Annotated in this window: 19 protein-coding genes; 9 read left to right on the top strand and 10 right to left on the bottom strand. The window is 70.3% G+C overall.

From position 1 onward, the window contains the following. The first annotated feature begins 563 nt into the window (after positions 1-563). From ACZ5AJ_RS14880 to ACZ5AJ_RS14855, 6 genes are all read left to right on the top strand, one after another. Complete coding sequence (locus tag ACZ5AJ_RS14880; protein WP_464135820.1) at positions 564-1,655, top strand: LacI family DNA-binding transcriptional regulator; 1,092 nt, start codon at positions 564-566, stop codon at positions 1,653-1,655. A 187-nt stretch (positions 1,656-1,842) separates the two neighbouring features. Further along, positions 1,843-3,513 (top strand): ABC transporter substrate-binding protein, encoded by a 1,671-nt coding sequence (locus ACZ5AJ_RS14875; RefSeq protein ID WP_464135819.1) that lies wholly within the window; start codon positions 1,843-1,845, stop codon positions 3,511-3,513. Between the two features lie 7 nt (positions 3,514-3,520). Further along, complete coding sequence (locus ACZ5AJ_RS14870) at positions 3,521-4,501, top strand: ABC transporter permease (RefSeq protein ID WP_464135818.1); 981 nt, start codon at positions 3,521-3,523, stop codon at positions 4,499-4,501. Next, the gene (locus tag ACZ5AJ_RS14865) at positions 4,498-5,430 is read left to right on the top strand and encodes an ABC transporter permease (RefSeq protein WP_464135817.1); all 933 of its coding nucleotides are present in this window, start codon (positions 4,498-4,500) and stop codon (positions 5,428-5,430) included. Before ACZ5AJ_RS14870 ends, ACZ5AJ_RS14865 begins: the two co-directional genes overlap by 4 nt. Then, positions 5,427-7,196, top strand: coding sequence for an ABC transporter ATP-binding protein (locus ACZ5AJ_RS14860; protein WP_464135816.1), 1,770 nt, complete (start codon positions 5,427-5,429; stop codon positions 7,194-7,196). Before ACZ5AJ_RS14865 ends, ACZ5AJ_RS14860 begins: the two co-directional genes overlap by 4 nt. A gap of 35 nt (positions 7,197-7,231) precedes the next feature. Next, positions 7,232-8,449: a glycoside hydrolase family 1 protein gene (locus ACZ5AJ_RS14855; protein ID WP_464135815.1), complete on the top strand. Its 1,218-nt coding sequence runs from the start codon at positions 7,232-7,234 to the stop codon at positions 8,447-8,449. Between the two features lie 30 nt (positions 8,450-8,479). On the opposite strand, the gene ACZ5AJ_RS14850 is transcribed toward ACZ5AJ_RS14855, so the two are convergent. The 3 genes from ACZ5AJ_RS14850 to ACZ5AJ_RS14840 form a co-directional block, all read right to left on the bottom strand. Continuing rightward, positions 8,480-9,703 (bottom strand): amidohydrolase, encoded by a 1,224-nt coding sequence (locus tag ACZ5AJ_RS14850; RefSeq protein WP_464135814.1) that lies wholly within the window; start codon positions 9,701-9,703, stop codon positions 8,480-8,482. A 3-nt stretch (positions 9,704-9,706) separates the two neighbouring features. Continuing rightward, positions 9,707-10,453, bottom strand: coding sequence for an NUDIX hydrolase (locus tag ACZ5AJ_RS14845; RefSeq protein WP_464135813.1), 747 nt, complete (start codon positions 10,451-10,453; stop codon positions 9,707-9,709). 134 nt (positions 10,454-10,587) lie between these two features. After that, on the bottom strand, positions 10,588-11,850 hold the full coding sequence (locus ACZ5AJ_RS14840; protein ID WP_464135812.1) for an MFS transporter: 1,263 nt from the start codon (positions 11,848-11,850) through the stop codon (positions 10,588-10,590). A 162-nt stretch (positions 11,851-12,012) separates the two neighbouring features. Here ACZ5AJ_RS14840 and ACZ5AJ_RS14835 point away from each other — a divergent pair, with 162 nt between their 5' ends. Continuing rightward, positions 12,013-12,948: an aldo/keto reductase gene (locus ACZ5AJ_RS14835; protein ID WP_464135811.1), complete on the top strand. Its 936-nt coding sequence runs from the start codon at positions 12,013-12,015 to the stop codon at positions 12,946-12,948. 179 nt (positions 12,949-13,127) lie between these two features. On the opposite strand, the gene ACZ5AJ_RS14830 is transcribed toward ACZ5AJ_RS14835, so the two are convergent. Together ACZ5AJ_RS14830 and ACZ5AJ_RS14825 are read right to left on the bottom strand one after the other, a co-directional pair. Next, the gene (locus ACZ5AJ_RS14830) at positions 13,128-13,247 is read right to left on the bottom strand and encodes a putative transporter small subunit (RefSeq protein WP_464135810.1); all 120 of its coding nucleotides are present in this window, start codon (positions 13,245-13,247) and stop codon (positions 13,128-13,130) included. 37 nt (positions 13,248-13,284) lie between these two features. Then, positions 13,285-15,039, bottom strand: a complete 1,755-nt coding sequence (locus tag ACZ5AJ_RS14825; RefSeq protein WP_464135809.1) for a sodium:solute symporter family protein — start codon at positions 15,037-15,039, stop codon at positions 13,285-13,287. A 480-nt stretch (positions 15,040-15,519) separates the two neighbouring features. Here ACZ5AJ_RS14825 and ACZ5AJ_RS14820 point away from each other — a divergent pair, with 480 nt between their 5' ends. Then, complete coding sequence (locus ACZ5AJ_RS14820) at positions 15,520-16,548, top strand: Gfo/Idh/MocA family protein (protein WP_464135808.1); 1,029 nt, start codon at positions 15,520-15,522, stop codon at positions 16,546-16,548. A 138-nt stretch (positions 16,549-16,686) separates the two neighbouring features. On the opposite strand, the gene ACZ5AJ_RS14815 is transcribed toward ACZ5AJ_RS14820, so the two are convergent. Further along, entirely contained in the window at positions 16,687-17,082 is a 396-nt protein-coding gene (locus ACZ5AJ_RS14815) for an MmcQ/YjbR family DNA-binding protein (protein ID WP_464135807.1), read from the bottom strand. Between the two features lie 386 nt (positions 17,083-17,468). On the opposite strand from ACZ5AJ_RS14815, the gene htpX reads away from it, so the two are divergent. Then, a complete protein-coding gene (htpX, locus tag ACZ5AJ_RS14810; RefSeq protein WP_464135806.1) occupies positions 17,469-18,377 on the top strand; it encodes a zinc metalloprotease HtpX in 909 nt (302 codons plus the stop codon). Positions 18,378-18,960: 583 nt separating this feature from the next. On the opposite strand, the gene ACZ5AJ_RS14805 is transcribed toward htpX, so the two are convergent. The 4 genes from ACZ5AJ_RS14805 to ACZ5AJ_RS14790 are packed head-to-tail and all read right to left on the bottom strand — an operon-like array spanning position 18,961 to position 23,781. Then, positions 18,961-20,022, bottom strand: a complete 1,062-nt coding sequence (locus tag ACZ5AJ_RS14805) for an ABC transporter permease (RefSeq protein ID WP_464135805.1) — start codon at positions 20,020-20,022, stop codon at positions 18,961-18,963. After that, positions 20,019-21,113 (bottom strand): ABC transporter permease, encoded by a 1,095-nt coding sequence (locus ACZ5AJ_RS14800; RefSeq protein WP_464135804.1) that lies wholly within the window; start codon positions 21,111-21,113, stop codon positions 20,019-20,021. The genes ACZ5AJ_RS14805 and ACZ5AJ_RS14800 overlap by 4 nt, the downstream gene beginning before the upstream one ends. Further along, a complete protein-coding gene (locus tag ACZ5AJ_RS14795; RefSeq protein ID WP_464135803.1) occupies positions 21,088-22,746 on the bottom strand; it encodes a sugar ABC transporter ATP-binding protein in 1,659 nt (552 codons plus the stop codon). Before ACZ5AJ_RS14795 ends, ACZ5AJ_RS14800 begins: the two co-directional genes overlap by 26 nt. A 45-nt stretch (positions 22,747-22,791) precedes the next feature. Further along, positions 22,792-23,781, bottom strand: coding sequence for an ABC transporter substrate-binding protein (locus tag ACZ5AJ_RS14790; protein WP_464135802.1), 990 nt, complete (start codon positions 23,779-23,781; stop codon positions 22,792-22,794). Between the last annotated feature and the right edge of the window lie 57 nt (positions 23,782-23,838).

Raw genomic sequence — 23,838 nt, 5'->3', positions numbered from 1 at the left:
CGACGGCGGGACGGCCGACGGTCGACGGTGCGGGACGGCTGGCGTCGGCCGACGATGCGGGAGCAGAGGACGTCATGACGGACCTTTCTGGAGATCTGAGGATGGAACCATCATCCGCGCCTTTGGTCCAACTTTCAACCATTCTCCGGAGGGATGTGCGCGGGGGCACTCAGCCCCGACACCGCGATGCCCTCCCCAGCCCCTCCAGACCTCCCTGACCACCCCTAGCTCCTGGCCCGCTGGCCCGTTGGCCCCCTGGCCCGCTGGCCCGCTGGGATAGATCGCCTCCCGGACATGCCGAAGGGCGACGGATCAGATCCGTCGCCCTCCGTCTCCGGGTCCGCTCTCCCCTGCCGACCCGGCGATGCCGCCACCGCGGTGAGGCCTTGGGGGCTTCCCTCGGAGCGATGGCTCCACCGTACGGCCGCGCCGACGGGCGCCCGCGGGACCTTGTGCCCGACGCGGAGAGCACCCGACGTCGGGTAGCGTGCGGGGGCCCGTCCGTCTCCGCCTCGCCCGCCCGGACGGCTCCCCATTCCCATCCCGTCGACGAGAGGCCAGGCGTGTCCACCAGGAAGCAGCCGACGGTCTACGACGTCGCCCGCGAGGCGGGCGTCTCGATCGCGACCGTCTCCCGTGTGCTCCGGCAGCCGGAGAAAGTCAGCGCGGCCACTCGCGCCCGGGTGCTCGAGGCGGTGGGAGCGATGGGATACGTGCCCAACGCGAGCGCTCGGGGCCTCGCCGGTCGGCGCACCGGCGTGCTGGGCCTGCTGATCCCCGGGCACGACATCCCCTCCACCAGCCACCGATCACCGGTGGAGAGCGGCGAGGTCGCCTTCATCGACGACCGCGACGACTCGAACTCCGAGCAGTACGCCGCGCGCTACTTCGAGCAGCTGGTGCGCGGGGCCGAGGCGGCCGCCTGGCGCTCGGGCTTCGCCCTGCTGGTCGCCGCCGGCACGAGCGTGAGCCGGGACATGGTGCTGCACGACCTGGCCGGCCGTGTCGACGGGCTCGCCGTCGTCTCCCGGACGATCCCTGACGATCTGCTCGCCCAGGCCGCCGCCCGGATCCCGCTGGTCGAGGTCGCCGGGCGCTCGGCCGACGAGACCCCGGCGGACTCGATCGGGGTCGACAACCGCGGCGGCATGTCGGCGCTCGTGCGGCATGTGCTCGAGGTGAAGCCGCCCGGTCCGCTGCTCTTCCTCGAGGGCCCTCCGACCTCGCCCGATGCGGCCGGCCGCGAGCGGGGCTTCCGCGATGCGGTCGAGGCGGCGGGCGCGCCCTGGTCCTCGGCGGTCGCGGACTTCACCTGGAGGGGCGGGTTCGCGGCGGTCCGCGAGCACCTGGCCGACGGACCCCCGCCGGCCGCCGTCGTCGGCGCCAACGACCAGAGCGCGCTGGGAGCCCTCGCGGCGCTGCGCGAGGCAGGGGTGCGCGTGCCGGAGGACTGCGTGGTCACCGGCTTCGACGGCATCGAGGAGAGCCGGCACAGCTCCCCTCCGCTGACGACGGTCCGCCAGCCGATGATCGACCTCGGCATCCAGGCGGTGGACCTGCTGCTGCGCAGGAGCCAGGACCCCGACGCCGAGGCCGTGCACCGTCGGCTCCCGGTGGACGTGCTGCTGCGGGCGAGCTGCGGCCCGGCCGCCTGACGCACGACCGCTGCCCGCCTCGCCGTCGGCCGCCCCATCGCTCGCCCCCGCCGTCGACCGCACCGCCGGTTCGACCAGCGGGCTTGCGCGACCGAATGTAAGCGCATACAGTCACACCGCACGGCCTTCCCGGGAGAGCGACCTCCCGCCAGGCCCGTTCCGTACGACGGCGTGAGGACGAACTTCCGTGGCACCCATCCCACCACTGCGCCCGACGCGGCGCACCCTGCTCGCCGGGAGCTCCCTCGGCATCGCCGGGCTGCTCGCCTCGGGCTGCTCCCTGCAGATCCGCAGCGTGCCCGATCCGACCATCGGCGACGACACCATGCTCATCGCCGGGGACAAGGGCACCCCCACCTTCACCGCGAACTTCAACCCGTTCCAGCCCAGCCCCCGCACGGCGGCGACGATCATCTACGAGCCGCTGATCTGGATCAACCCGCTGGACGGGGAGCTCGTGCCCTGGCTCGCCGAGAGCTGGGAGCAGCCCGACCCGCAGCAGATCGTGATGACCCTGCGCGAGGGCGCGATGTGGCACGACGGCACGGCGCTGACCGTGGACGACGTCGCCTACACCTTCCAGATGCTCAAGGACTTCCCCGCGAACGACACCGCCGGGGTATGGGGGCGCCTGGACTCGGTGGAGACCGACGGCTCGACCATCGTGTTCACGCTGCAGGGCGCGGACTCGCCGGCCGTCTCCACCGTCGGCAAGACCGTGATCGTGCCCGAGCACATCTGGTCGACGATCGAGGACCCCTCCACCTGGCGCAACGAGGAGCCCATCGGCTCCGGGCCGTACACGCTGGGCAACTTCACCACCCTGCAGTACACCCTGGACCGCTTCGAGGACTACTGGCAGGCGGACTCGATCGACGTCGAGCATCTGGTCTATCCCGCGGCGAGCGAGGAGCTGGACCTGGTCACCAAGGGCTACGACTGGGCGTACGCGTACATGAGCGACGTCGAGAGCACGTGGATGGCCGCCAACGACCACAACCGGTACTGGTTCCCGCCGGGCGGCATCATCGGCCTGCACCCGAACCATGACGTCGCCCCGTTCGACGACCTGGACGTCCGCCGCGGCCTCGCGCTCGCGCTCGACGGCGGGCAGGTCGGCGAGGTCGCCGCCGAGGGCTACATGGACGAGGCCAGCCAGTCCGGTCTGCTCCTGCCCAACCAGGAGGACCTGCTGAACCCGGACCTGCCCGACCAGGGCCGGATCGCGCGCGACACCGATGCCGCGATCGAGGCCTTCGAGGAGGCCGGCTTCACCTACGACGGCACCACGATGCTGACGCCCGACGGCGAGCCGTTCACCTTCGCGATCTCCACCGCCAACGGGTACACCGACTGGCTGCGGGCCGTGCAGGAGGTCCAGCGCGAGCTGGCCGAGATCGGCATCGCGGTCACCATCGACGTCCCGCAGCCCGCCGCCTACGAGGCGAACCTCTCCAGCGGCGACTACCAGGTCGCCGTCGGCTCCTCCAACGGCTCCGACGCCTTCGAGGGGTTCTCCAACCTGCTCTCCGGCGAGTACTACGCACCGATCGGCGAGACCAGCCAGAACAACCGGATCCGCTACCGCAACGACGAGGTCGACGAGCTCATCTCGACCTACCGCGCGAGCGTGGACGAGGACGAGCAGGACCGGATCCTCCAGCGCCTGCAGGAGATCTTCTACGACGACATCCCCATCATCGCTCTCTACTACGGGGGGCTGTGGGGCCTGTACAACGACGGCCGCTTCACCGGCTGGCCGACCGAGGACGACCCCTACGCGCCGCTGCAGACCTACGGGTCCTCGCCGCTGCGGGTCCTGACCCGGGTGCGACGCGTCGCCCAGGAAGGCGAGTGAGAGCCCGATGAAGTACGTCCTCCAGAGACTGGGATGGTTCGTGCTCACCCTGTGGGCCGCCGTCACCATCAACTTCCTTCTGCCGCGCATGATGCCGGGCTCCCCGGCCGACGCGGCCCTCGCCAAGCTCGCCCAGAACGGCCCGGTCACCGAGGAGACCCGGCGCGCGGTCGAGGCGCAGCTCGGCGTCCCCGACGGCAGCATCCTCCAGCAGTACGTCGACTACCTCCGCCAGGTCCTGTCCCTCGACTTCGGCGTCTCCTACGCCTTCTACCCGGAGCCCGTCGCGGACCTGGTCGGCCAGGCCCTCCCCTACACGCTGATCCTCGTGGGCCTCGTGACGATCGCCGCGTTCATCATCGGCACCCTGCTGGGCGTCCTGGCCGCCTGGAAGCGCGGCACCATCCTGGACGCCCTGCCGACCGTCGGCGGCAGCTTCCTGGGGACCTTCCCCTACTTCTGGACCGCGCTGCTGCTGCTGTTCTTCCTGGGCTACGTGGGGCACCTGTTCCCCACCTTCGGCGCCTACTCGGCGACCACGACACCCGGCCTGAGCTGGGAGTTCATCAAGGATGCGCTCTACCACGCGGCACTCCCGGCAGCGACCATGCTGATCACCTCGCTGGGCGGCTGGATCATCGGCATGCGCAACGCGATGATCACCACCCTCGGCGAGGACCACGTGACCTTCGCGGAGGCCAACGGCATCCCCGGCCGCACCGTCGCCCTGAAGTACGCGGCCCGCAACGCGATCCTCCCGAACCTCACCGGCTTCGGCATGGCGCTCGGCGGAGTCGTCGGCGGCTCGGTGCTGGTCGAGCAGGTCTTCGGCTATCCGGGGATCGGCTTCCTCCTGTTCAACGCGGTCACCGGCCAGGACTACCCGCTGATGCAGGCGATCTTCCTGATGATCACCGTCAGCGTCCTGATCGCGAACCTCCTGGTGGACATCATGTACGGCATTCTCGACCCGAGGACGAGGCGATGAGCGCACCGAACGAACCGATCGCATCCGCACCCCCGTCGGCCCCGTCGGCACCGCGCCGCAGACCGGCCCTCGCCGCCCTCGGCGGCGGACTGCGCACCGTCTGGGGCAACCGCAAGGCGCGCGTCGGCCTGATCGTGCTGGGCGTCTTCGTCGTCATCGCGCTCGCCGCGCCGGTGCTGGCGCCCTACGACCCCACCTCGAACGAGTTCGAGCGCAACCTCGACGCCTCCGCCCAGCACTGGCTGGGCACCACCGCGGCCGGCGAGGACGTGCTCAGCCAGCTCCTGTACGGGGCACGCATCTCCCTGGTGGTGGGCTTCCTGGCCGGCGGCATCGCCACGATCATCTCCGTGATCATCGGGCTGACCTGGGGCTATCTCCGGGGCATCGCCGCCGACATCATCAACTTCATCGTCAACATGTTCCTGGTGATCCCCGGTCTGCCGCTGATGATCGTGGTCGCCACGTACCTCAGCAACGGCGGCATCTCGGTGATCATCGCGGTCATCGCGATCACCGGATGGGCATGGGGAGCGCGCGTCCTGCGCAGCCAGACCCGCACCCTGCGCGGCAGCGACTTCGTGGAGTCCGCCCGGTTCTCCGGCGAGCGCGCCCCGCGGATCATCTTCCGCGAGATCCTGCCGAACATGACCTCCCTGATCACCGGGAGCTTCTTCGGTGCCGCCACCTCCGCCATCCTCTCCGAGGCGGGCCTGGAGTACCTGGGCCTGGGCGACTCCACGGTGATCAGCTGGGGGACGATGATCTACTGGGCGCAGAACTCGAACGCCCTGCTCACCGGCCAGTGGGCGCTGCTGTTCGCGCCCGGCCTGTGCATCGCCCTGCTGGCGACCTCGCTGACCCTCATCAACTTCGGCGTCGACGGGATCAGCAACCCCCGTCTGCGGGAAGGGAGCACCGGGCGATGAGCACCGCTGCGATCACCACCACCGAGTCCCCCTCCGCGGCCGACGGCCCGCTGCTGAGCGTGCGCGACCTCTCCGTCGTCTACGAGCCCGTGGGAGCCCCTCCCACCCACGCCGTGAAGGAGGTGTCCTTCGACGTCGCGCCCGGCGAGTTCATCGGCCTGGTCGGCGAGTCCGGCTCGGGCAAGTCCACCCTCGGCTTCGCGCTCACGGCGCTCGCGAAGGCCCCGGCCCGCATCGAGGGCGGCCGCGTCATGTTCGACGGCGTCGACATCGCGCACATGCCCGCCGAGACCCTGCGCACCCAGCGCCGGGGCGGCTTCGCGATGGTCCTGCAGGCCGGCATGAACGCCCTGAACCCGGTGCGCACCATCCGCAAGCACTTCCACGACATCTTCCGAGCCCACCGGCATGTGCCCGCCTCCCGGCGGGACGCCCGCGCCGAGGAGCTGGTGGGCAAGGTGTCGCTGGGGCCGGAGGTGCTGGACCGCTACCCCTTCGAGCTCTCCGGGGGCATGCGCCAGCGCGTGACGATCGCGCTCGCCCTGTCCCTCGAGCCCCGCCTGATGGTGTTCGACGAGCCGACGACGGCGCTCGACGTGCTCGTCCAGCACGCCGTCATGGACACGATCCGCGACCTGCAGGCCTCCGAGGGGTTCACGGCGATCCTCATCAGCCATGACCTGGGCGTGGTGCTCGAGTCCGCGCACCGCGTGCTCGTCATGCACGACGGTCGCGTGGTCGAGGACGCCCCCAGCGCCGACATCCTGCGCCGTCCCCAGCACGAGTACACGCAGATGCTGCTCAGCCACTTCGCCGATCCCTGCGACGAGCACGTCTCGCTGCCGGGGCTCGAGGCCCCGCCGGCGCCGACGGAGGCGACCGGACCGTCGGACTCGGCCGGACCGTCGGAGCCGACCGGGCCGGAGGGACCGTCGGGCGGCGGCGCGCATCGCGGGCCGCGGGCCTCGACCGGTCCCGAGCTGCGCCTCGAGGGCGTGACCAAGCTGTTCGCCCCGCCCCGGAGGAAGGCCTCGCCGGTGCTCGCGGTCGACGACGTGAGCTTCACGCTCGCCCCGGGCGGCGCGACCGCCCTGGTGGGACAGTCCGGGAGCGGCAAGTCGACCATCGCCAAGCTCATCACCGGCGTGGAGAAGCCCAGCGAGGGCAGCATCCGCCTGGGCGACGTGTCCGTCGGGGACCTCCGGCGCAAGGGCCTGCGGGATCTGCGCCGCACCGTGCAGATGGTGTTCCAGGACCCGTATGCGGCGCTGAACCCGCTGAACACCGTCGAGTACACGATCACCCGGGCGCTCGTGAACCTCACCGACCTGCGCGGGGACGCCCTGCACCGCCGCATGCTCGAGCTGCTGGAGACGGTGGGCCTGACGCCCGTCGAGCAGTTCGCCGCGAAGCAGCCCCATCAGCTCTCCGGCGGGCAGCGCCAGAGGGTCGTCATCGCCCGTGCGCTGGCCGCGGACCCGCAGGTGATCATCGCCGACGAGCCCGTCTCGATGCTCGACGTGTCGCTGCGGGCCGGCGTGCTCTCGCTGCTGCGGGACCTGCGCGAGCGCACCGGCATGTCGCTGCTGTACATCACCCACGACCTGCTCAGCGCGCGCCTGGTCACCGACGACATCCTCGTCCTGCACGACGGCCGCGTCGTCGAGCAGGGACCGACCGCGCAGGTGATGCGGGAGCCGCGCGACGAGTACACGATCCGTCTGCTGGACGCGATCCCCAGCCCCGGACGCGTTCACGGGCTCTGACCCGGGCCCGTCCCCCGACCTCTGACAGGAGACCCATGACCACCCTGCGCTTCCCCGACGGCTTCCTCTGGGGCGCCGCGACCGCCGCCCACCAGATCGAGGGCGGCAACATCAACTCCAACTGGTGGGAGATGGAGCATCGCCCCGACTCGCCCGTCGTCGAGCCGAGCGGCGATGCCGCCGACAGCTACCACCGCTTCGAGGAGGACATCCGGATCCTCGCGGAGCTGGGCATGAACTCCTACCGCTTCAGCATCGAATGGGCGCGCATCGAGCCCGAGCGCGGGTTCGTCTCCCGCGCCGAGCTCGCCCACTACCGGCGGATGATCGACGCCTGCCTCGCCCACGGCGTCGAGCCGATCGTCACGCTCATGCACTTCACGGTCCCCCGCTGGTTCGAGCATGACGGCTTCTGGCGGGCCGACGACGCCCCCGAGCTGTTCGCCCGCTACACCGAGACCGTGCTGCCGATCCTCGACGACGTCCGCTACGTGTGCACGATCAACGAGCCGAACATCGCGGCCATGCTCGCCGGCGGGGAGAAGGCCGAGAACCTCGTCGCCCACGGGCTCGCCTTCCCCGATCTGCACGTCGCCGATCAGCTGCTCGCCTCCCACCGCGCCTCCCGGGAGGTCCTCTCGGCACGGCCCGGGATCCTCTCCGGGTGGACCGTCGCCACCCAGGCGTTCCATGCGACCGACGAGGAGGGCAGCGCCGAGAAGCTCCAGGAGTACGGCCACCCGCGCGACTTCTGGTACCTCGAGAACGCCGCGGGCGACGACTTCCTCGGCGTCCAGGCCTACACGCGCACGTTCATCGGCCCCGACGGCCCTCTGCCCGTCTCCGAGGACGTCGAGACCACCCTCACCGGCTGGGAGTTCTTCCCCGAGGCCGCGGAGCTGGGCCTGCGCAGCGCCTGGGAGCTCAGCGGCGGGGTGCCGCTGATGATCACCGAGAACGGCATCGCCACGGCCGACGACACCCGCCGCCGCGCCTACGTCCAGGGCTCCCTCGAAGGGGTCCACCGGGCCATGGCCGACGGGATCGACGTGCGCGGCTTCCAGTACTGGTCGCTGCTGGACAATTATGAGTGGGCCAGCGGCTTCCGCCCCACCTTCGGTCTGCTCGGCTGGGACCCGGAGACCTTCGAGCGGCGGATCAAGCCCAGCGCCCGCTGGTACGGCGAGGTCGCCCGGAGCGGGGCCCTCGAGAGCGAGGACCCCGAGGACGAGGGCCCCGAGAGCAAGGGCTGAGCGCCCCGGTCGCAGCGATCACCGCTCGCCTCACCGAGCGGGCGAGCGGTCTCCCCGACCGGGCGAGCGGTGGACGCCGCTGCGCCGGAGCTGCTCCCGCAGTCCGTCGTCGGCCGCGACGGACCGGATGATCCAGGCCATCGCGCGGGCCGCGTCGTCCATCAGGTCGAAGGCCTCCGGGCGCACGGAGGCGGCGGCGAAGCCGACGGTGTGCAGGGCGTCCGTGATGCCGGGGATGCCGGCGAAGGGGTGCAGCGACGGGATCCGGCGGGACACGTTGCCCATGTCGGTCGAGGCGGGCATCGCCCCGAGGGAGCCCTCCAGCGGACGGCCCAGCTGCTCCATCGCGGCGTTCCAGAGCCCGCCGAGCGTCTCATCCTGTCGGAGCGGCTCGTAGGTCGGCTCGGAGGCCTCGATGGCGATCTCGCACCCGGTCGCGAGCGCGCCCGCACGCAGGCAGTCGAACATCCGCTCCCGCAGCAGGTCGAACTCGTCCATCGTCAGCGCCCGGCACTCGCAGTCGATGACGGCCCGCTCGGGAATGATGTTCGTGACGCCGCTCTGCTGGGGGACAAGCGCCATCCGCTGGCCGTCCTTCATCCGCTGACGCAGGAGACCCGCCGCGACCTGCGCCACCACCGCGGCGTCGTTCGCGTTCACGCCGTCGGACGGGTTCGCGGCGGCGTGCGCGCCGCGGCCCGTGTAGGTGACGCGCCAGCGGCCGACGGCCTGGCTGGTCGAGCCCAGCACGTCGTACGTCCCGGTCTCCCCGGCGGTGTGGGTCATCAGCGCCAGATCGACGCCGTCGAAGATCCCCGCATCGATCAGCAGCTGCTTGCCGCCGCCGTGCTCCTCCGCCGGCGTGCCGATGACCAGGAGCGTCAGATCCAGGTCCGACGCATCGTCCTGGAGCTGGTCGGCGAGCGCGAGGGCCGCCCCCAGCGAGGCCCCGGCGATCAGGTGGTGCCCGCAGCCGTGGCCGATGCCGGGCAGGGCGTCGTACTCGACGCACAGCGCCGCGGTCAGCGATCCGCTCCCCCGACGCGCACGGAAGGCGGTGGGGATGCCCCCGGCAGGATGCTCCACCTCGAAGCCGGCGAGCTCGAGCAGGTCGATGCAGCGGGAGGCCGCACGATGCTCGTCGAAGGACAGCTCGGGATCGGCGTGGATCGCGAGGGCGAGGTCGTGGACCTCCTCCCGGCGCTCGGCATAGGCGGCGGCGATGCGCTCCATCGACGGGGCATAGGTGCTCATGGTTCAGGCCCCCGATCGCAGAAGAGGCGGATTCAGTCCGGTGCCGTCCCCCGCCCGGTAGAGGCGGGCGGGCCGGCCGCCCGTCGGAGCGGCGAGCCTGCCGATGTCCTCGACGAAGCCGTCGGAGCGGGTGGCCTTGCGATGGAAGTTCCCAGCATCCAGGGTACGTCCCCACACGATCTCGTACACGCCCCTGAGCTGGGAGATCGTGAACTCCTCGGGGAGGAACGTGACCGCCAGGGTGGTGTACTCGAGCTTGGCGCGGGCCCGCTCGACCGCGCAGTCGAGGACCTCCGCATGGTCGAAGGCGAGAGTGTCCTCGGCGATGTCCTCGAGCGCCCACCAGCGGGCATCGGCCACGCCGTCCCCCCGCTCGGGATCGGGCAGGTCCGCCCCGAGGGCCATGAACGCGACCGACACGACGCGGCCGCGGGGATCGCGGCCCGGGGTCCCGAAGGTCCGCACCTGCTCGACGTGCACGGCGCCCGCGCCGAGCGAGGCCTCGTCGGCCAGGACCCGGTCGGCGGCCTCCAGCAGGTCCTCCTCGAGGCCGACGAATCCGCCGGGCAGGGCCCAGCTGCCCTTGAAGGGTTCGTCGTCGCGTTGGATGAGGAGCACGCTGAGGCGGCTGTCGCGGATGGTCAGGATGATCAGGTCGACGGCGACCGTGATCGGTGTGAGGGAGGAGGCGGGGGAGATGGCGTCGCTGTCAGGGCTGTCTGGGCTGGCGGGGCTGGCCTCGATGTCCATGACGCAACACTAGGCACACGCGGGCCCGTTGGGGAGGGAGTTGGCGCAGGAATGACAGGAAGTCGGATCCGGCGCCACCCCGTCGGCCGGGCCTCCGCCGTCGGCCGAGCAGCCCGTCGGCGTGCGTGCTCTGCTCACTTCCGCACGGCGGCGAGGTGCCAGGACCACAGGGCCGTGCCGACGACCGCGAAGACGAGGGCCGTCAGCGCGAAGCCCAGCAGCGATCCGCCCACCAGCGGAGTGATCACCCCGGCCAGCAGGGCGTTCATGACCAGCGAGAAGAAGGTCCCCAGCGAGGCGGCGGCACCGCGCTCGTGCGGGAACAGGTCGAGCAGCTCGAGCTGGATCGGCGCGAACACCAGCGACACCGAGAAGGCGAGCAGCATCGGGCCGACGACCAGCGGCAGCAGATGCCAGCCCAGTCCGCCGTCGGGCGTCGGGGCGAGGAGCACGAGCACGGTGTTCAGCAGCGCGGTCGCGATGGCGCCGACGAAGCCGACGGTGATCAGCCGCGCCCGCGGAACGGTGTCCGCGACCCGGCCGACGACCCACGAGCCGCTCATCATGCCGAGGATCAGCGGCACGAACAGCACCCAGAAGTCCCGCTCCCCGAGCCCCAGCAGGCGCACCACGAAGATCGAGGCGCCGGCGATGAACAGGAACTGCGCGGCGAACCCGAAGGCCGACGCCGCCGCGATCCGCAGCATCACCGGGGAGCGGCCGACGTGCAGCAGCGAACGCAGGATCGAGCCGACGTGCAGGGGCGTGCGCTGCTCCTTCGGGAGCGTCTCGGGCAGCATCGTCGTCAGCACCAGCACGACAGCGCCGTACAGGCCCACCCCCGCGAACACCCAGCGCCAGTCGCCGAGCAGCAGCAGCCACCCGCCGACGATGGGCGCGATCGCCGGTGCCACCGAGAAGATCATCATGACCCGCGCCATCAGCCGCTGCGCCTCGGCGCCCGAGAACATGTCCCGGATGACCACGCGGGAGACGATCGTGGCGGCCCCCGCGCTCGCCCCCTGCAGGATGCGCAGCAGGATCAGCCCGCCCAGGCTCGGCGCGAGGATCGAGCCGAGCATCCCCACGAGGTAGATCGACAGCCCGCCGATCATCACCCGCTTGCGCCCGAGCGCATCGGACAGCGGACCGTGCAGCACGGACATGACGGCGAACGCGGCGAGATACGCGGAGACCAGCTGCTGCAGCCCCACCTCGCTCCCGCCGAACTCCTCGCCGATGCGGGTGAATGCGGGGAACACGGTGTCGATGGTGAACGGACCGATCATCGCCAGCGCGGCGAGGGTCAGGGTGATCCGGGCGCCGGCGCGCGAGCCCCCGGGCGCCGGCTGCGGGAGCGGCGCGGGCGAGGAGCTGGCGGAGGAGGATGTCGGCATCAGACGATCCTAGGTGCCATCGGCCGTCCCCCGACGACGGCACCTCGGCAGCCAGGCCCGTCGGCAGCCGGGCCCGTCGGCACGCGGGCCCGTCGGCGCCTAGGCTGGTCGGCGGACGCCACACCGGGATCGACCCCGGCCCCCTCCGAGCAGGAGCCTGCGATGAAGCACTTCACCATGCCGCACACCGATCTGTCCGCCCCGAACGTCGTGCTCGGGCTGATGAGGATCGCCGAGAAGTCCGACGACGAGATCCGCACCCTCGTGCGCACCGCCCGCGACGCCGGCATCGACTTCTTCGACCACGCCGACATCTACGGCGGCGAGCTGCACCGCTGCGAGGAGCGCTTCGCCGAGGCTCTCGACCTCTCCCCCGCCGAGCGCGACCAGGTGACGATCCAGACGAAGGCCGGGATCGTCCCGTCGGGCCCCTATTTCGACTACTCCTACGAGCACCTGATCGAGTCCGTCGAGGGGTCGCTGCGGGCGCTGCGCACCGACCGCATCGACATCCTGCTGCTGCACCGGCCCGACGCCCTCGTCGAGCCCGAGGAGGTCGCGCGCGCCTTCGACGAGCTGCACGCCTCCGGGAAGGTGCGGCACTTCGGCGTCTCCAACCACACCCCGCATCAGATCGCCCTGCTCCAGAAGCACCTGGACCAGCCGATCGTCGCGAACCAGCTGCAGCTGTCGATCACCCATTCGACGATCGTCGCCCAGGGCATCGCCTCGAACATGCAGGGCACCGACCAGTCGATCGTCCGCGACGGAGGCGGCATCCTCGACTACTGCCGACTGCACGACATCACGGTGCAGGCGTGGTCCCCGTTCCAGGCGCGCTTCTTCGACGGCGTGTTCCTCGGCCATCCCGACTACGCCGAGCTGAACGCCGTCATCGACCGGCTCGCCGCACAGTACGAGGTCTCCCCCGAGGCGATCGCGACCGCCTGGATCACCCGTCATCCGGCGCAGATGCAGGTCGTGCTCGGCACCACCACACCCCAGCGGGTCGCCGACTCCGCCGACGGCTCCGAGCTGCCCCTCACCCGCGCCGAGTGGTACGAGCTGTTCCGGGCCGCCGGCTGGATCGTGCCCTGAGGGCGGCACCTCCCCCTCCCGCACAGAGAAATGTCACGGGACGATCGATGCGAGCACGCGCATCGATCGTCCCGTGACATTTCTTCGCCGGCCCGACCCACAAGGCGGCGCCCCGGGCCGGGCCGGCGCCGAGGGGCGGCGCCCCGGCCGGGCTCGAGCTGCCGCCCGGGCGGGTCGCATCAGATGACGGGGCGGCCCTCGTCGCGGGCCTTCTTGACGTCCTTGGCGAAGCCGCCGGCGATGACGATCAGCACGCCGAGCACGATCAGCGGCCACATGAGCACGTAGGCGGTGAGCATGGGGGTCCTCCTCCTGCAGGTGGGGGTATAGGGAAACTCAGCGGTCGGAGCCGGCGGCAACGCGATCACGATCGTCGTCATCCCCGGTGGTGGGTTCGGCAGTGGGGGTCTCCTCGTCGAAGTCGCCGGTGACCTTCTTGATCACGGAGAAGTCGAAGTCCTGGGTCGAGCGGACGCTCATCAGGTAGCAGACCAGGAAGGAGACGGCGTAGGCGACGAGGGAGCCGGAGAGGGTCTCGTAGTCGCGCAGCGCGAAGAGGCCGAAGGGCAGGGCAGCCAGCGTCGCGACCGCGCCGACGATGATCGCCGGGCGAAGACCGAAGAAGCCGAAGGCCATGATCCCGAGCACCACGCCCACGCCGAGCACGGCGAGCAGCTCCACGAAGAGCGCCCAGCCGCCGGTGAGCGGGATCCACTGGAACCGCACCGGCAGGAAGATCGCCAGCGCCGCGAGCACGGAGACGCTGAAGGCGAGGTTGGTGACCTTCTTCCAGTAGAAGGAGGCGATCACCGGGAACACCAGGCAGCCCCACAGGGCGCCCACGAACACCAGCAGGTCCAGGATGTTGAACTTCGCCGTGGCGAAGTAGAGGGCGAGCCCGGTGGCCACGATCATCGTGATCCGGCCGATCAGCAGCATGAGCTTGGGGTTCGCGTTCTTGCGGCCCACGGACTGGCCGTACACGTCGGTCATCACGATCGAGCTGAGGGCCGCGAGATCGGAATCCGCGGTGGAGGAGAGCGAGCCGATGATCATCACGAAGGCGAGCGCCACGAGGCCCACGGGCAGGTAGGTGCCCACCATCTGCGGCATCAGGTTGTTGACGTCGCCGCCGGTGGGCTGCACGCCCAGGTACAGCGCCATCACGCCCAGCATGCCCACGCCGATCACGGTGGCGCCGTAGCCGATGGTGGCGGTGATGAAGGTGGGCTTGATGAGGTCCTCGCGCACGGCGAAGAGGCGCTGGGCGATGGTCTGGTTGCCGATCGCGTAGGCCAGCACGGCGGCGATGTACGGGGCGCCCTGGTTCATGAACGCGTCGGAGGAGAAGAAGCTCTCCTGCTGCGGGGTGACGTTCCCGCTGGCCACGCCCTCGGTGAATATCGAGGGGCCGCCGGCGAGGAAGAACACCGCGGGGATGATGATCACCGCGGCGCCCAGCATCGCCATCACCTGCGTGAAGTCGGTGAGCACGGAGGCGCGGAAGCCGGACCACAGGGTGTACAGCAGCACGCCGCCGGCGATGATGAGGATGCCCGCACCGAAGCTGAGCGGGGAGAGCATCGAGATGATCGCGCCGCCGGCGATGAAGTTCGAGGTGAGCGAGATGACGGAGCCGAGCACGTTGGAGCCGGCGAGCATCAGCTGCGAGGAGCGGCCGTGCCGGGCGTACATCACCTCGGCGAGGGTGTGGGCGCGCGGCGCGACGGAGCGGATCCGCTTGCCGAAGGGGTAGATGAACAGGATCATCAGCGCACCCCAGAGGCCGTAGTGGATGGGGCCGGAGACGCCGTACGTGTAGCCCGCGGTCACCGAGGCGTACATCGAGGAGGCCCAGATCCAGGTGGCGGTCATCGAGGCGGCGGAGACGCCGAAACCGATGCTGTTCCCGGCGGTCATGTAGTCGTCGGCGTTCTCCTTCTTGCGGGAGATCGCGACCGACATCCACATCGTGCCCCCGTAGAACAGGAGCAGGATCAGGATCACTCCGATGATTCCGAGCTGTGCGATCTCGCCTGCGGGCGGCACTGGGCTTCCTTTCGTCGCGGACAAACCGTTCTTCACGTGCATCCGGTCTCCGCGAGGCGCGCGAGTGCGCACAGGGCTCGTAGCGCCCCTGCGTCGGGCCGACCGGCATTCGACCCCCGCGACGCCGGCCGTCCCACGTCGACCCGGGCGGTGCCGTGCACCTGCTCCGGGGAGGGGGCGGCACCCGTCGGTCCGCGCCCGTGCCGGGCGCACCGCAGTGCTGTCGCACAGGGAGCCGCATAGATAGTCGCACAGGGGGGACGGGGTTGCCAGCTCGGAGATAACTATCAGGTCACTTCTGCAGGTCAGCAGCCACAAACTGCTTGTCGGACAAACCGACTTCGCATATGAGCGCGAGCACAGTGCATGTCGATGCATGCGCAGGGCGCGGCCTCCGGCAGTGAGTCCTGGACCGGCAACCCGCGGCATCACGCGGCATCCACGAGCGCCGGGTCCGGGCCGCCCGTACAGTGAACCGGATCGAGACGGGCCGGACCGTCGGCCGCGAGGAGGAGGACGAGGATGACCGTGCGCATCGGCGTGATCGGATGCGGGGACGTCTCCGTAGTCCACTTCGAGGCGATCCGGGACATCGAGGGCCTGGAGCTGGTGGGCGTGGCGGACACCGACCCGCAGGCCCTGGCCCGCGCCGTCGAGGCCACCGGGGTGCCGGGCTTCGCGAGCACCCAGGAGCTGATCGACGGCGTCGGCCCCGACGCCGTGCACGTCACCACGCCGCACGATGCCCACATCGACCCCTCCCTCACCGCGCTCGCTGCAGGCGTGCACGTGCTGCAGGAGAAGCCGCTCGCCCACACCCTGGAGGAGGGCCGGCGCCTGGTGGACGCCCTCGCCGCTGCGCCGGCGGACGGCCCGAAGGTGGGCATCTGCTTCCAGAACCGCTACAACCTGGCCAGCCAGCGTCTGCACGAGATGCTGCGCTCCAGGGAGCTGGGGGCGGTGCGGGGCGCCTGGGCGTCGGTCGTGTGGACCCGCACCGCCGACTACTACCGCGCGAAGCCCTGGCGGGGGACGTGGGAGGGCTCCGGCGGAGGCCTGCTCATCAACCAGGCGATCCACACCCTCGATCTGGTGCAGTGGCTCGTCGGCCCGGTGGAGCGGACCGACGGACGGGTCTCCACCCGTCGCTTCGGCGACGTCATCGAGGTCGAGGACACCGCCGAGCTCCTGCTCCATCATGCCGACGGCGTCGACACCACCTTCTTCGCGACCCTCACCGCACCGCAGAACCGTCCGGTGGAGATCGAGCTGGACTGCGAGAACGCCTACGTCGAGCTGCGCAGCGGTCGCGGCGGAGGTCTGACGATCCGCTGGGCCGACGGTCGGGTCGACACGCTCGGCGACCGCACCCTCACCGCGGGCGGACGCTCCTACTGGGGAGTCTCCCACCAGCTGCTGATCCAGGACTTCTACGCGCACCTCGACGATCCCGAGCCCTTCTGGATCGGCCCGTCCGAGGCGATGGCCTCGCTGCAGATCCTCAAGGACGCCTACGCGAACAGCGGGTACGGGCCGACGCCGCAGTCCTGATCACCGGCATGGCCGGACAGTGAGCCGCTCCGCTGGGGGGACCGGCTCGGGTGCCGGCCCGAGTGTCAGCTCGGGTGCCGACTCAGCTCAGCTCAGCCACCGGTCCGGGTGTCAGCTCGGGTGCCGACTCAGCTCAGCTCAGCCGGCGTCCTCGAAGGTCTCCGGATCGATAGGCCGACGGTCCCTGGGCAGCGTGGCGACGACGAGCCGGTAGGAGTCGGTGACGAGGTCCTCGAGGAGCTGCCGGTCGACGTCACCGCCGGCCTCGACGGTTATCCAGTGGCGCTTGTTCATGTGGTAGCCGGGGCTGATGCCGTCGACGTTCTCGCGAAGCATCCGGGCGTCGTCGGGGTCGGCCTTCAGGACGAGGATCGGGCGTCCCTTCAGCTCCGTGGCCAGCAGGAACATCTTGCCCAGCACCTTCATGACCTCGGCCCCGGACCCGAAGGGCCGCTCCAGGTGCGCCGCGGGCAGGGCGAGAGCGCGCTCGAGGGCGAGCGCGTGGAGCTGGTCCTCACCGATCGTCGCGCCCATGTGGAGCTCCTCCGTTCGCGTGCGTGCCGTCCGTCCCGAGCGAGCCTCAAGGGGTCTCGAGGAACTCTGCCATATGGGCCGTCAGCACCCGGCTCCCACCGAATTCCGAAGGAGCCGGTCAAGTCCCGGAAGAGCAGTGTCCGTCTACCACCGCTCGGAGCGTCTCTGAGCGGCGGTAGACGGACACTGCTCGGCGGGAAGGGCTCCCGTGTGCCGTCCGGCGTGAGGTCCCACGGCGCGCCGCCCGTGGCTGACCACCGCCGCCCAGCACCTCAGACGACTCCCCTGCTCCGCCCAGTCGTCTCCCCGCAGACTCCGAGCTTCGGCTTCTACCCTCCGGTAGCACAGGCCCGGCGCGCCCGCACCGACCCGATGCGGCAGCACCGATGGCCTGGAGCGCTCAGGCAGCAACGAGGAGGCGGATCGTGGCACGCAGCGTCACGAACCTGGTGAAGACGGCGGCCCTGTTCGGGGTCCTGTGGGGAGTCCTGCTGGCAGTGGGCTGGCTGATCGGCGGCAGCAGCACGATCTGGCTGTTCGCGCTGATCGGCGTGATCGGGACCGCTGTCAGCTTCTGGAACAGCGATCGGATCGCGATCCGGTCGATGCGCGCCGTGGAGGTCTCCGAGCAGGAGGCGCCCGCGATGCACAGGATCGTCCGCGAGCTCTCGGAGCGCGCAGGACAGCCGATGCCGCGCCTCTACATCTCCCCGACGATGCAGCCCAACGCCTTCGCCACCGGTCGCAGCCCGAAGCATGCCGCGGTCTGCTGCACCCAGGGGATCCTGCAGGTCCTCGACGAGCGGGAGCTGCGGGGCGTGCTCGGGCACGAGCTCATGCACGTCTACAACCGCGACATCCTCACCAGCTCGATCGCCGCCGGGATCGCCGGCATCATCACCTCGGTCGCCCAGATGGCGATGTGGTTCGGCGGAGGACGGAACCGGGAGGGCGGCGGGGGCATCCTCGGCGCACTGGCCGCGATGATCCTCGCTCCGATCGCAGCCTCCCTGATCCAGCTGGGCATCTCCCGCACCCGCGAGTTCGATGCCGATCACGACGGCGCGAACCTCACCGGCGACCCGCTCGCCCTCGCCTCCGCCCTGCAGAAGATCGAGCGCGGCGTGCAGTCCCACCCCCTGGCTCCCGACCAGGAGCTGCAGGACTCCGCCCACATGATGATCGCCAACCCGTTCACGAAGAACGGCGGCATGAAGCAGCTGTTCTCCACCCACCCGCCGACAGCCGAGCGGGTCCAGCGCCTCCAGCAGATGAGCCTGGGCACCGGCCGCTGAGCCGGATGCTGCCCCGCCTGGCCTGCCCGGAGCCTGAGTAGCCCGACGCCGGGCTGCTTGTTCCCGGGGTCCAGCTGTCTGCGACCTGGTTGTCCGGCCCCAGGGCCGCGCCTGTCCCTCAACGGCAGATGAGCGGCACTCGCCTCTCCCCAGGAGAAGCAGATGCCGCTCACCTACCGATTGCTGCCACGCCTACCGATCCTGGACACGCCTGCCAATCGTGGGCACCGCTACCGGCCTGCCGGCCCCGGCACAGCTGCTGACGCGGCAGCCCCGAACTGCCCTGGGCTGCCCCGAACTGGCCCGAACTGGCCCGAACTGGCCCGAGCTGCCCCGAGCTGTCGAGGCCCAGGTTCGGGCCGATGCTGTCCACCGATGGCAGATGAGCGGCACTTGCCTCTCCCCAGGAGAAGCAGATGCCGCTCATCTACCGATCGTGGACACACCTACCGATTGCTGCCACGCCTACCGATGCTGGACACAGCCCAGGCCAGCCTGGCGCCGGTAGGACCCGGGCGGTCCACGGAGCTGTGACCCGCAGAGCTGCGACCCGCAAAGCTGTGACCTGCGGAGCTGCGACCCGTCACTCCCGCTGCCTGGCGGTGACCGCCCGCTGGAGGAGCACGAACACCAGCAGGATCCCGCCGGTGATGATCGTCGTCGCCTCGGGAGGGATGCTCCCGTCGCGGGTGATCAGCACGTTCATCAGTCCGAGCACGAGGGCGCCGACGACGCTGCCGAGGACGAACCCGAAGCCGCCCGTCAGCAGGGTGCCCCCGATGACGGCGGCGGCGATCGCATCGAGCTCCCAGCCGATCCCCGTGATGTTCTGCGCGGAGCCGAGGCGGGCGGTGTAGATGACCGAGGCGATCCCCGCGAGGGAGCCGCTGATCACGTAGATGAGAAGCTTCGTGCGCGGCACCGGGAGCCCCATGAGGGTCGCCGACTGCTCCGATCCGCCGATCGCGTAGACGGTCCTTCCGGTTCGGGTCCGGTGCAGGACGAAGAAGGCGACGGCGACGATCACCAGCGCGATGATGACACCGGGCGTGATGGTGAGGTCGTTGACCTTGGGACCGTCGATGATCTTGATCTTCTCGCCCAGCAGGAGGATCGGGGAGTCCTCGTCGAGGCGCTGCGGGACGGTGCTGAGCATGGATGCCAGTCCTCGGCCGAGGAACATCAGGGCGAGGGTCGCGATGAACGGCTGCACGCCGAAGCACTGGACGAGCACTCCGGATATCAGCCCGAACACCGAACCGATCAGGATCATCACGGCCACGACCAGCCAGGCGCTCCAGCCGGCCTGGGCGAGCATCACTCCCGTCACGGAGGAGACCGCGATGATCGCTCCGACGGAGAGGTCGATGCCGCCGCTGAGGATGACGAAGGTCAGGCCGACGGCGAGCACGATCAGGTGGGCGTTGTTGATCAGCAGATTCGACATGGTGTTCATCTGCAGGATCGACCCGTAGGAGATCTGGCCGAACACGATCATCGCCAGGAAGATGACCAGGGCGGCGACCGTCGGCAGCGAGTCGAGGTGCAGCGTCAGCCAGCGTCGGGCGGCCTCGGTGCGGGTCTCGGCGCGCTGCTGCTCGGCGACGTCCTCGACGTCCTCGACGTCCGTGATCATGGCGCTCATGCCGCCACCTCCTGGGGTGTCGCGGTGGTGGTGGATGCGGGGGTGCCGGGGTCGTCGGGCGCGGCGCGCCGACGGCGTCGACGGAGGAGTCCGCGGACCCTCTCCGACTGCAGCAGGCACAGCGCGATGATCACGATCGCCTTGAAGGCCGGCGTCGCGGAGGAGGAGATCCCGAGGAAGACGACCGTCTTGTCGAGGGTCGCGATCAGGAGTGCGCCGATCGCCGCGCCGGTGATGTTGAACTTGCCGCCGGCGAGCGAGGTCCCGCCGATGACGACGGCCAGGATCGCGTCCATCTCGAGCTGATAGCCCGTGTTGGAGACGTCGACAGTCATCACGCTGCCCACGGCGAAGATCCCCGCGATGGCGGCGAGCACCCCGGAGAGGATGTACACGCTCACCAGGAGACCGCGGCTGTTGACCCCGGCCAGTCGCGCCGCCTGCGGGTCCATGCCGATGGCCTCGATCATCAGCCCCAGGGCGCTGCGTCGGACGAGCAGGCCGACGGCGATGGCGAGCAGGAGCGCCAGCCCGAACACCACGGGGATCCCGAGCACGTGGCCGTTGGCGATCCAGCGGAACGTCCCGTTGGAGGCCGCGGTGTTCTGGCCGCCGGTGATGACCTTCGCCAGCCCTCTCCCGGCGAGCATCAGCACCAGGGTCGAGATGAACGGCTGCAGGCCGACGACGGAGACGAGCACGGCATTGATGCCGCCGAGGACGGCCCCGATGAGGATGGCGAGGGCGACCGCTGCGGCCGCCGCGCCCGGTCCGCTGCCCAGCGCGCTGAGCAGCTCCATCGAGACGGCTCCGGAGACCGCCATGACCGAGCCCACCGAGAGGTCGATGCCGCTGGTCGCGATCACCAGGCACATGCCGACGGCGATCATCAGGATCGGTGCGGCGGCGCGCAGGATGTCGATCAGGTTCCCCGAGAAGCTCCCGGTCGCCTCGTTGTAGCGGATGGCCAGGTAACCGGGGTCCCGGGCGCTGTTGATCGCGAGCAGCAGCAGGATCCCGATGACGCCCCAGAAGTAGGGCTGACGGATCAGCTGGGCGCCGCGCTCAACGAGTCTGTGCTGCGTGCTCATCAGCGGTGTCCTCTCGTCGGTCGTCTCGATGATCGCCCCGCCGGCCATCTCTATGGTCGTCTCGCCGGCCGTCCTTGTGGTCGCCCCGATCGTCGGCCACGGAGAGTCCCTCCTCGGCGATCGTGGCGATCACGAGATCGCTGTCGACGTCGTCGTCGACGGGGATCTCGGCGATCTTGCGCCGGTCCTTGAGCACGACGATGCGGTCGCTGAGACGGACGACCTCGTCGAGCTCGGAGGAGATGAAGACGACGGCCACCCCGTCGTCGGCCAATCGGATCACCTGCTGCATGATCTCGGTCTTCGCGCCGACGTCGATGCCGCGGGTCGGCTCGTCGAGGATCAGCAGGTCCGGGTCCGTGGCGAGCCACCGGCCCAGCAGCACCTTCTGCTGGTTGCCCCCGGAGAGGTTCCGCATGGGGCGCTCGGGGTCGGCAGGTCGGACGTTGAGGGAGGTCATGTACTTCTCGACGATCGCATCCTTCTCGCCCTTCGCGAGCGGCCTGGCCCAGCCGCGCTTGGCCTGGACGGCGAGCACGAGGTTCTCGCGGACGCTCAGGTCGCGGATGATCCCCTCGTCCCGCCGGTTCTCGCTCGAGTAGGCGATCCGTGCGGCGAGCGCGTCGGCCGGCGAGGAGATCCGGGCGGACTCCCCCTCGATCTCGACGGTCCCGTCCTCCGGCCGGTCCGCACCGCAGACAAGGCGCGCCAGCTCCGTGCGTCCGCTGCCGAGCAGCCCGGCGACGCCCAGCACCTCGCCGCGGTGAATCTCGAGGTCGGTGGCCTCGAGCGACCCCTTGCGGGCGATGCCCTCGGCCCGGTAGAGCGGCACCCCGCCACGGACGACCTCGCGACGCGCACTGGCCCTCCCCAGGGAGTCCATGGCCGTGACCTCCTTGCCGACCATGACGGAGATCAGCGTGGCCTGGTCGATCTCCTCGGTGCGGAACTCGCCCTGGAAGGCACCGTTGCGCAGCACGGTCAGCCGGTCGCTGATCTCGTAGACCTGATCGAGGAAGTGGCTGACGAACAGGATCGCGACGCCGTCGTCCCGCAGGCGGCGCATGACCGCGAACAGGTTCTGGACCTCGTTGCTGTCCAGGCTGGAGGTCGGCTCGTCCAGGATGAGCACTCTCGAGTCGTTGACTGTGGCCCGAGCGATCGCGACGAGCTGCTGGAGCGCGATGGACAGCGAGGCCAGGGGCAGTCGTGGGTCGAGATCGCCCAGTCCGACGGTCGCGAGGACCTCGGCGGCCCGGCGATGGGTGTCGCGCCAGCGGATCCCGAGCGGGCCGCGGGTCTCGTGACCGAGCATGACGTTCTCGCCGACGGTGATGTTGGTGCAGAGGTTCACCTCCTGGTACACCGTGGAGATCCCGGCGGCCTGGGCGTCGGCCGTGCCGGTGAGCCGGCGCGGCGACCCGTCGACCAGGATCTGCCCCTCGTCGATCGTGTAGACGCCGGTGAGCGCCTTGATCAGGGTGGACTTGCCGGCGCCGTTCTCCCCCATGAGGGTGTGCACTTCACCGGGGAGGAGCCGGAAGTCGACGGCGTCCAGCGCCTTCACGCCGGGGAAGGTGATCGAGATGCCGTTCATCTCGACCACGGGTCTGGTGGTGGTGGCAGCTGTCATGGACTTCGCTTCCTCGAGGGGCGGTGCCGAGCCGACGGTCCCGGATCAGTACTTGCGGTCCGGGAGCGCCTCCTCGGCCGCCTCCGGCGAGTCGAAGGTGGTCGACTCGATCTGGATGTACGAGTCGACGCTGCCGCCGTCCAGCACCGTGTTCACCGCCTCGAGGGCCTGCTCGCCGAACAGGGGGTTGTACTCGGCGACGAAGCTGAGCCGTCCCTCCGCGAGCGCCTCGAGCGCGGCCTGAGTGCCGTCGATGGTGGCGATCCTGACGTCCTCGCCCGGGACCAGCCCGGCCTCCTCGACGGCGAGCGCCGCACCCAGACCCATCTCGTCGTTCTGCGCGAAGACCATCTGGACGTCGTTGCCGTTGGACTTCAGGACGGTCTCGAACACGCTCTTGGCCTCCTCGGTCGACCAGTTCGCGGTCTGCGAGCCGAGGCTCTCGAAGGCGTCGTTGCCGTCCATGACCGCCGACCAGCCCTCATTGCGCTCGTTGACGACGGAGACGCCGGCCGGGCCCTCGAGCACGAAGTACTTCGCGCCGTCGGGGAAGGTCTCCACCGCCCAGTCGGCGACGGCCTGGGAGACGGCGACGTTGTCGGGCGCGAGCCGGGTGACGTACAGGGACGTGTCGTCGGGCTCGATGCCGCGGTCGATGAGGAAGACGGGGATCTCCGCCTCCTGGGCGAGGCTCAGCGACTCGTCCCAGCCCGACCCCTCCGTGGCCGACAGCAGGATGACGTCGACGCCCTCGTCGACGAACGAGGTGAAGGCGTCGATCTGGGACTTCTGGTCCAGATTGGTGGCGGGCGCGTACTTCAGCGAGAAGCCGTTGTCCTCGGTGAAGGTGTCCTGGATGTCCTGCTCGTTCGCCTGCCGCCACGCCCCTTCGGGGCCGACGGCGACGAAGCCGACGACGATCGGGTCGCCGTCGCCGTCCGCAGAGGCGGAGTCGTCCCCGCCGCAGGCGGCCAGCGCGAGGGCGGCGAGTCCGGCGGCGCCGGTTCCGAGCATGGTGCGTCGAGAGATGGTCATGGATCTCCTCCTCGAGATCGACGACGCGACGGTGCGTCGTCAGCGGCCGACGGCGCT

It is taken from the genome of Brachybacterium zhongshanense (assembly GCF_055385755.1).
The sequence above is the reverse complement of the archived record's forward strand: the minus strand, read 5'-3'. Positions and strand labels throughout refer to the sequence as shown.

Excerpts from the sequence above, each read along its gene's own strand:
- ACZ5AJ_RS14790 (WP_464135802.1), bottom strand. The coding sequence starts at position 23,781 with ATGACCATCTCTCGACGCACCATGCTCGGAACCGGCGCCGCCGGACTC.
- ACZ5AJ_RS14865 (WP_464135817.1), top strand. The coding sequence starts at position 4,498 with ATGAGCGCACCGAACGAACCGATCGCATCCGCACCCCCGTCGGCCCCG.
- ACZ5AJ_RS14860 (WP_464135816.1), top strand. The coding sequence starts at position 5,427 with ATGAGCACCGCTGCGATCACCACCACCGAGTCCCCCTCCGCGGCCGAC.
- ACZ5AJ_RS14850 (WP_464135814.1), bottom strand. The coding sequence starts at position 9,703 with ATGAGCACCTATGCCCCGTCGATGGAGCGCATCGCCGCCGCCTATGCC.
- ACZ5AJ_RS14805 (WP_464135805.1), bottom strand. The coding sequence starts at position 20,022 with ATGAGCGCCATGATCACGGACGTCGAGGACGTCGAGGACGTCGCCGAG.
- ACZ5AJ_RS14870 (WP_464135818.1), top strand. The coding sequence starts at position 3,521 with ATGAAGTACGTCCTCCAGAGACTGGGATGGTTCGTGCTCACCCTGTGG.
- ACZ5AJ_RS14840 (WP_464135812.1), bottom strand. The coding sequence starts at position 11,850 with ATGCCGACATCCTCCTCCGCCAGCTCCTCGCCCGCGCCGCTCCCGCAG.
- ACZ5AJ_RS14825 (WP_464135809.1), bottom strand. The coding sequence starts at position 15,039 with ATGCACGTGAAGAACGGTTTGTCCGCGACGAAAGGAAGCCCAGTGCCG.
- ACZ5AJ_RS14815 (WP_464135807.1), bottom strand. The coding sequence starts at position 17,082 with ATGGGCGCGACGATCGGTGAGGACCAGCTCCACGCGCTCGCCCTCGAG.
- ACZ5AJ_RS14800 (WP_464135804.1), bottom strand. The coding sequence starts at position 21,113 with ATGAGCACGCAGCACAGACTCGTTGAGCGCGGCGCCCAGCTGATCCGT.
- ACZ5AJ_RS14845 (WP_464135813.1), bottom strand. The coding sequence starts at position 10,453 with ATGGACATCGAGGCCAGCCCCGCCAGCCCAGACAGCCCTGACAGCGAC.
- ACZ5AJ_RS14820 (WP_464135808.1), top strand. The coding sequence starts at position 15,520 with ATGACCGTGCGCATCGGCGTGATCGGATGCGGGGACGTCTCCGTAGTC.
- ACZ5AJ_RS14835 (WP_464135811.1), top strand. The coding sequence starts at position 12,013 with ATGAAGCACTTCACCATGCCGCACACCGATCTGTCCGCCCCGAACGTC.
- ACZ5AJ_RS14795 (WP_464135803.1), bottom strand. The coding sequence starts at position 22,746 with ATGACAGCTGCCACCACCACCAGACCCGTGGTCGAGATGAACGGCATC.
- ACZ5AJ_RS14830 (WP_464135810.1), bottom strand. The coding sequence starts at position 13,247 with ATGCTCACCGCCTACGTGCTCATGTGGCCGCTGATCGTGCTCGGCGTG.
- ACZ5AJ_RS14855 (WP_464135815.1), top strand. The coding sequence starts at position 7,232 with ATGACCACCCTGCGCTTCCCCGACGGCTTCCTCTGGGGCGCCGCGACC.
- htpX (WP_464135806.1), top strand. The coding sequence starts at position 17,469 with ATGGCCTGGAGCGCTCAGGCAGCAACGAGGAGGCGGATCGTGGCACGC.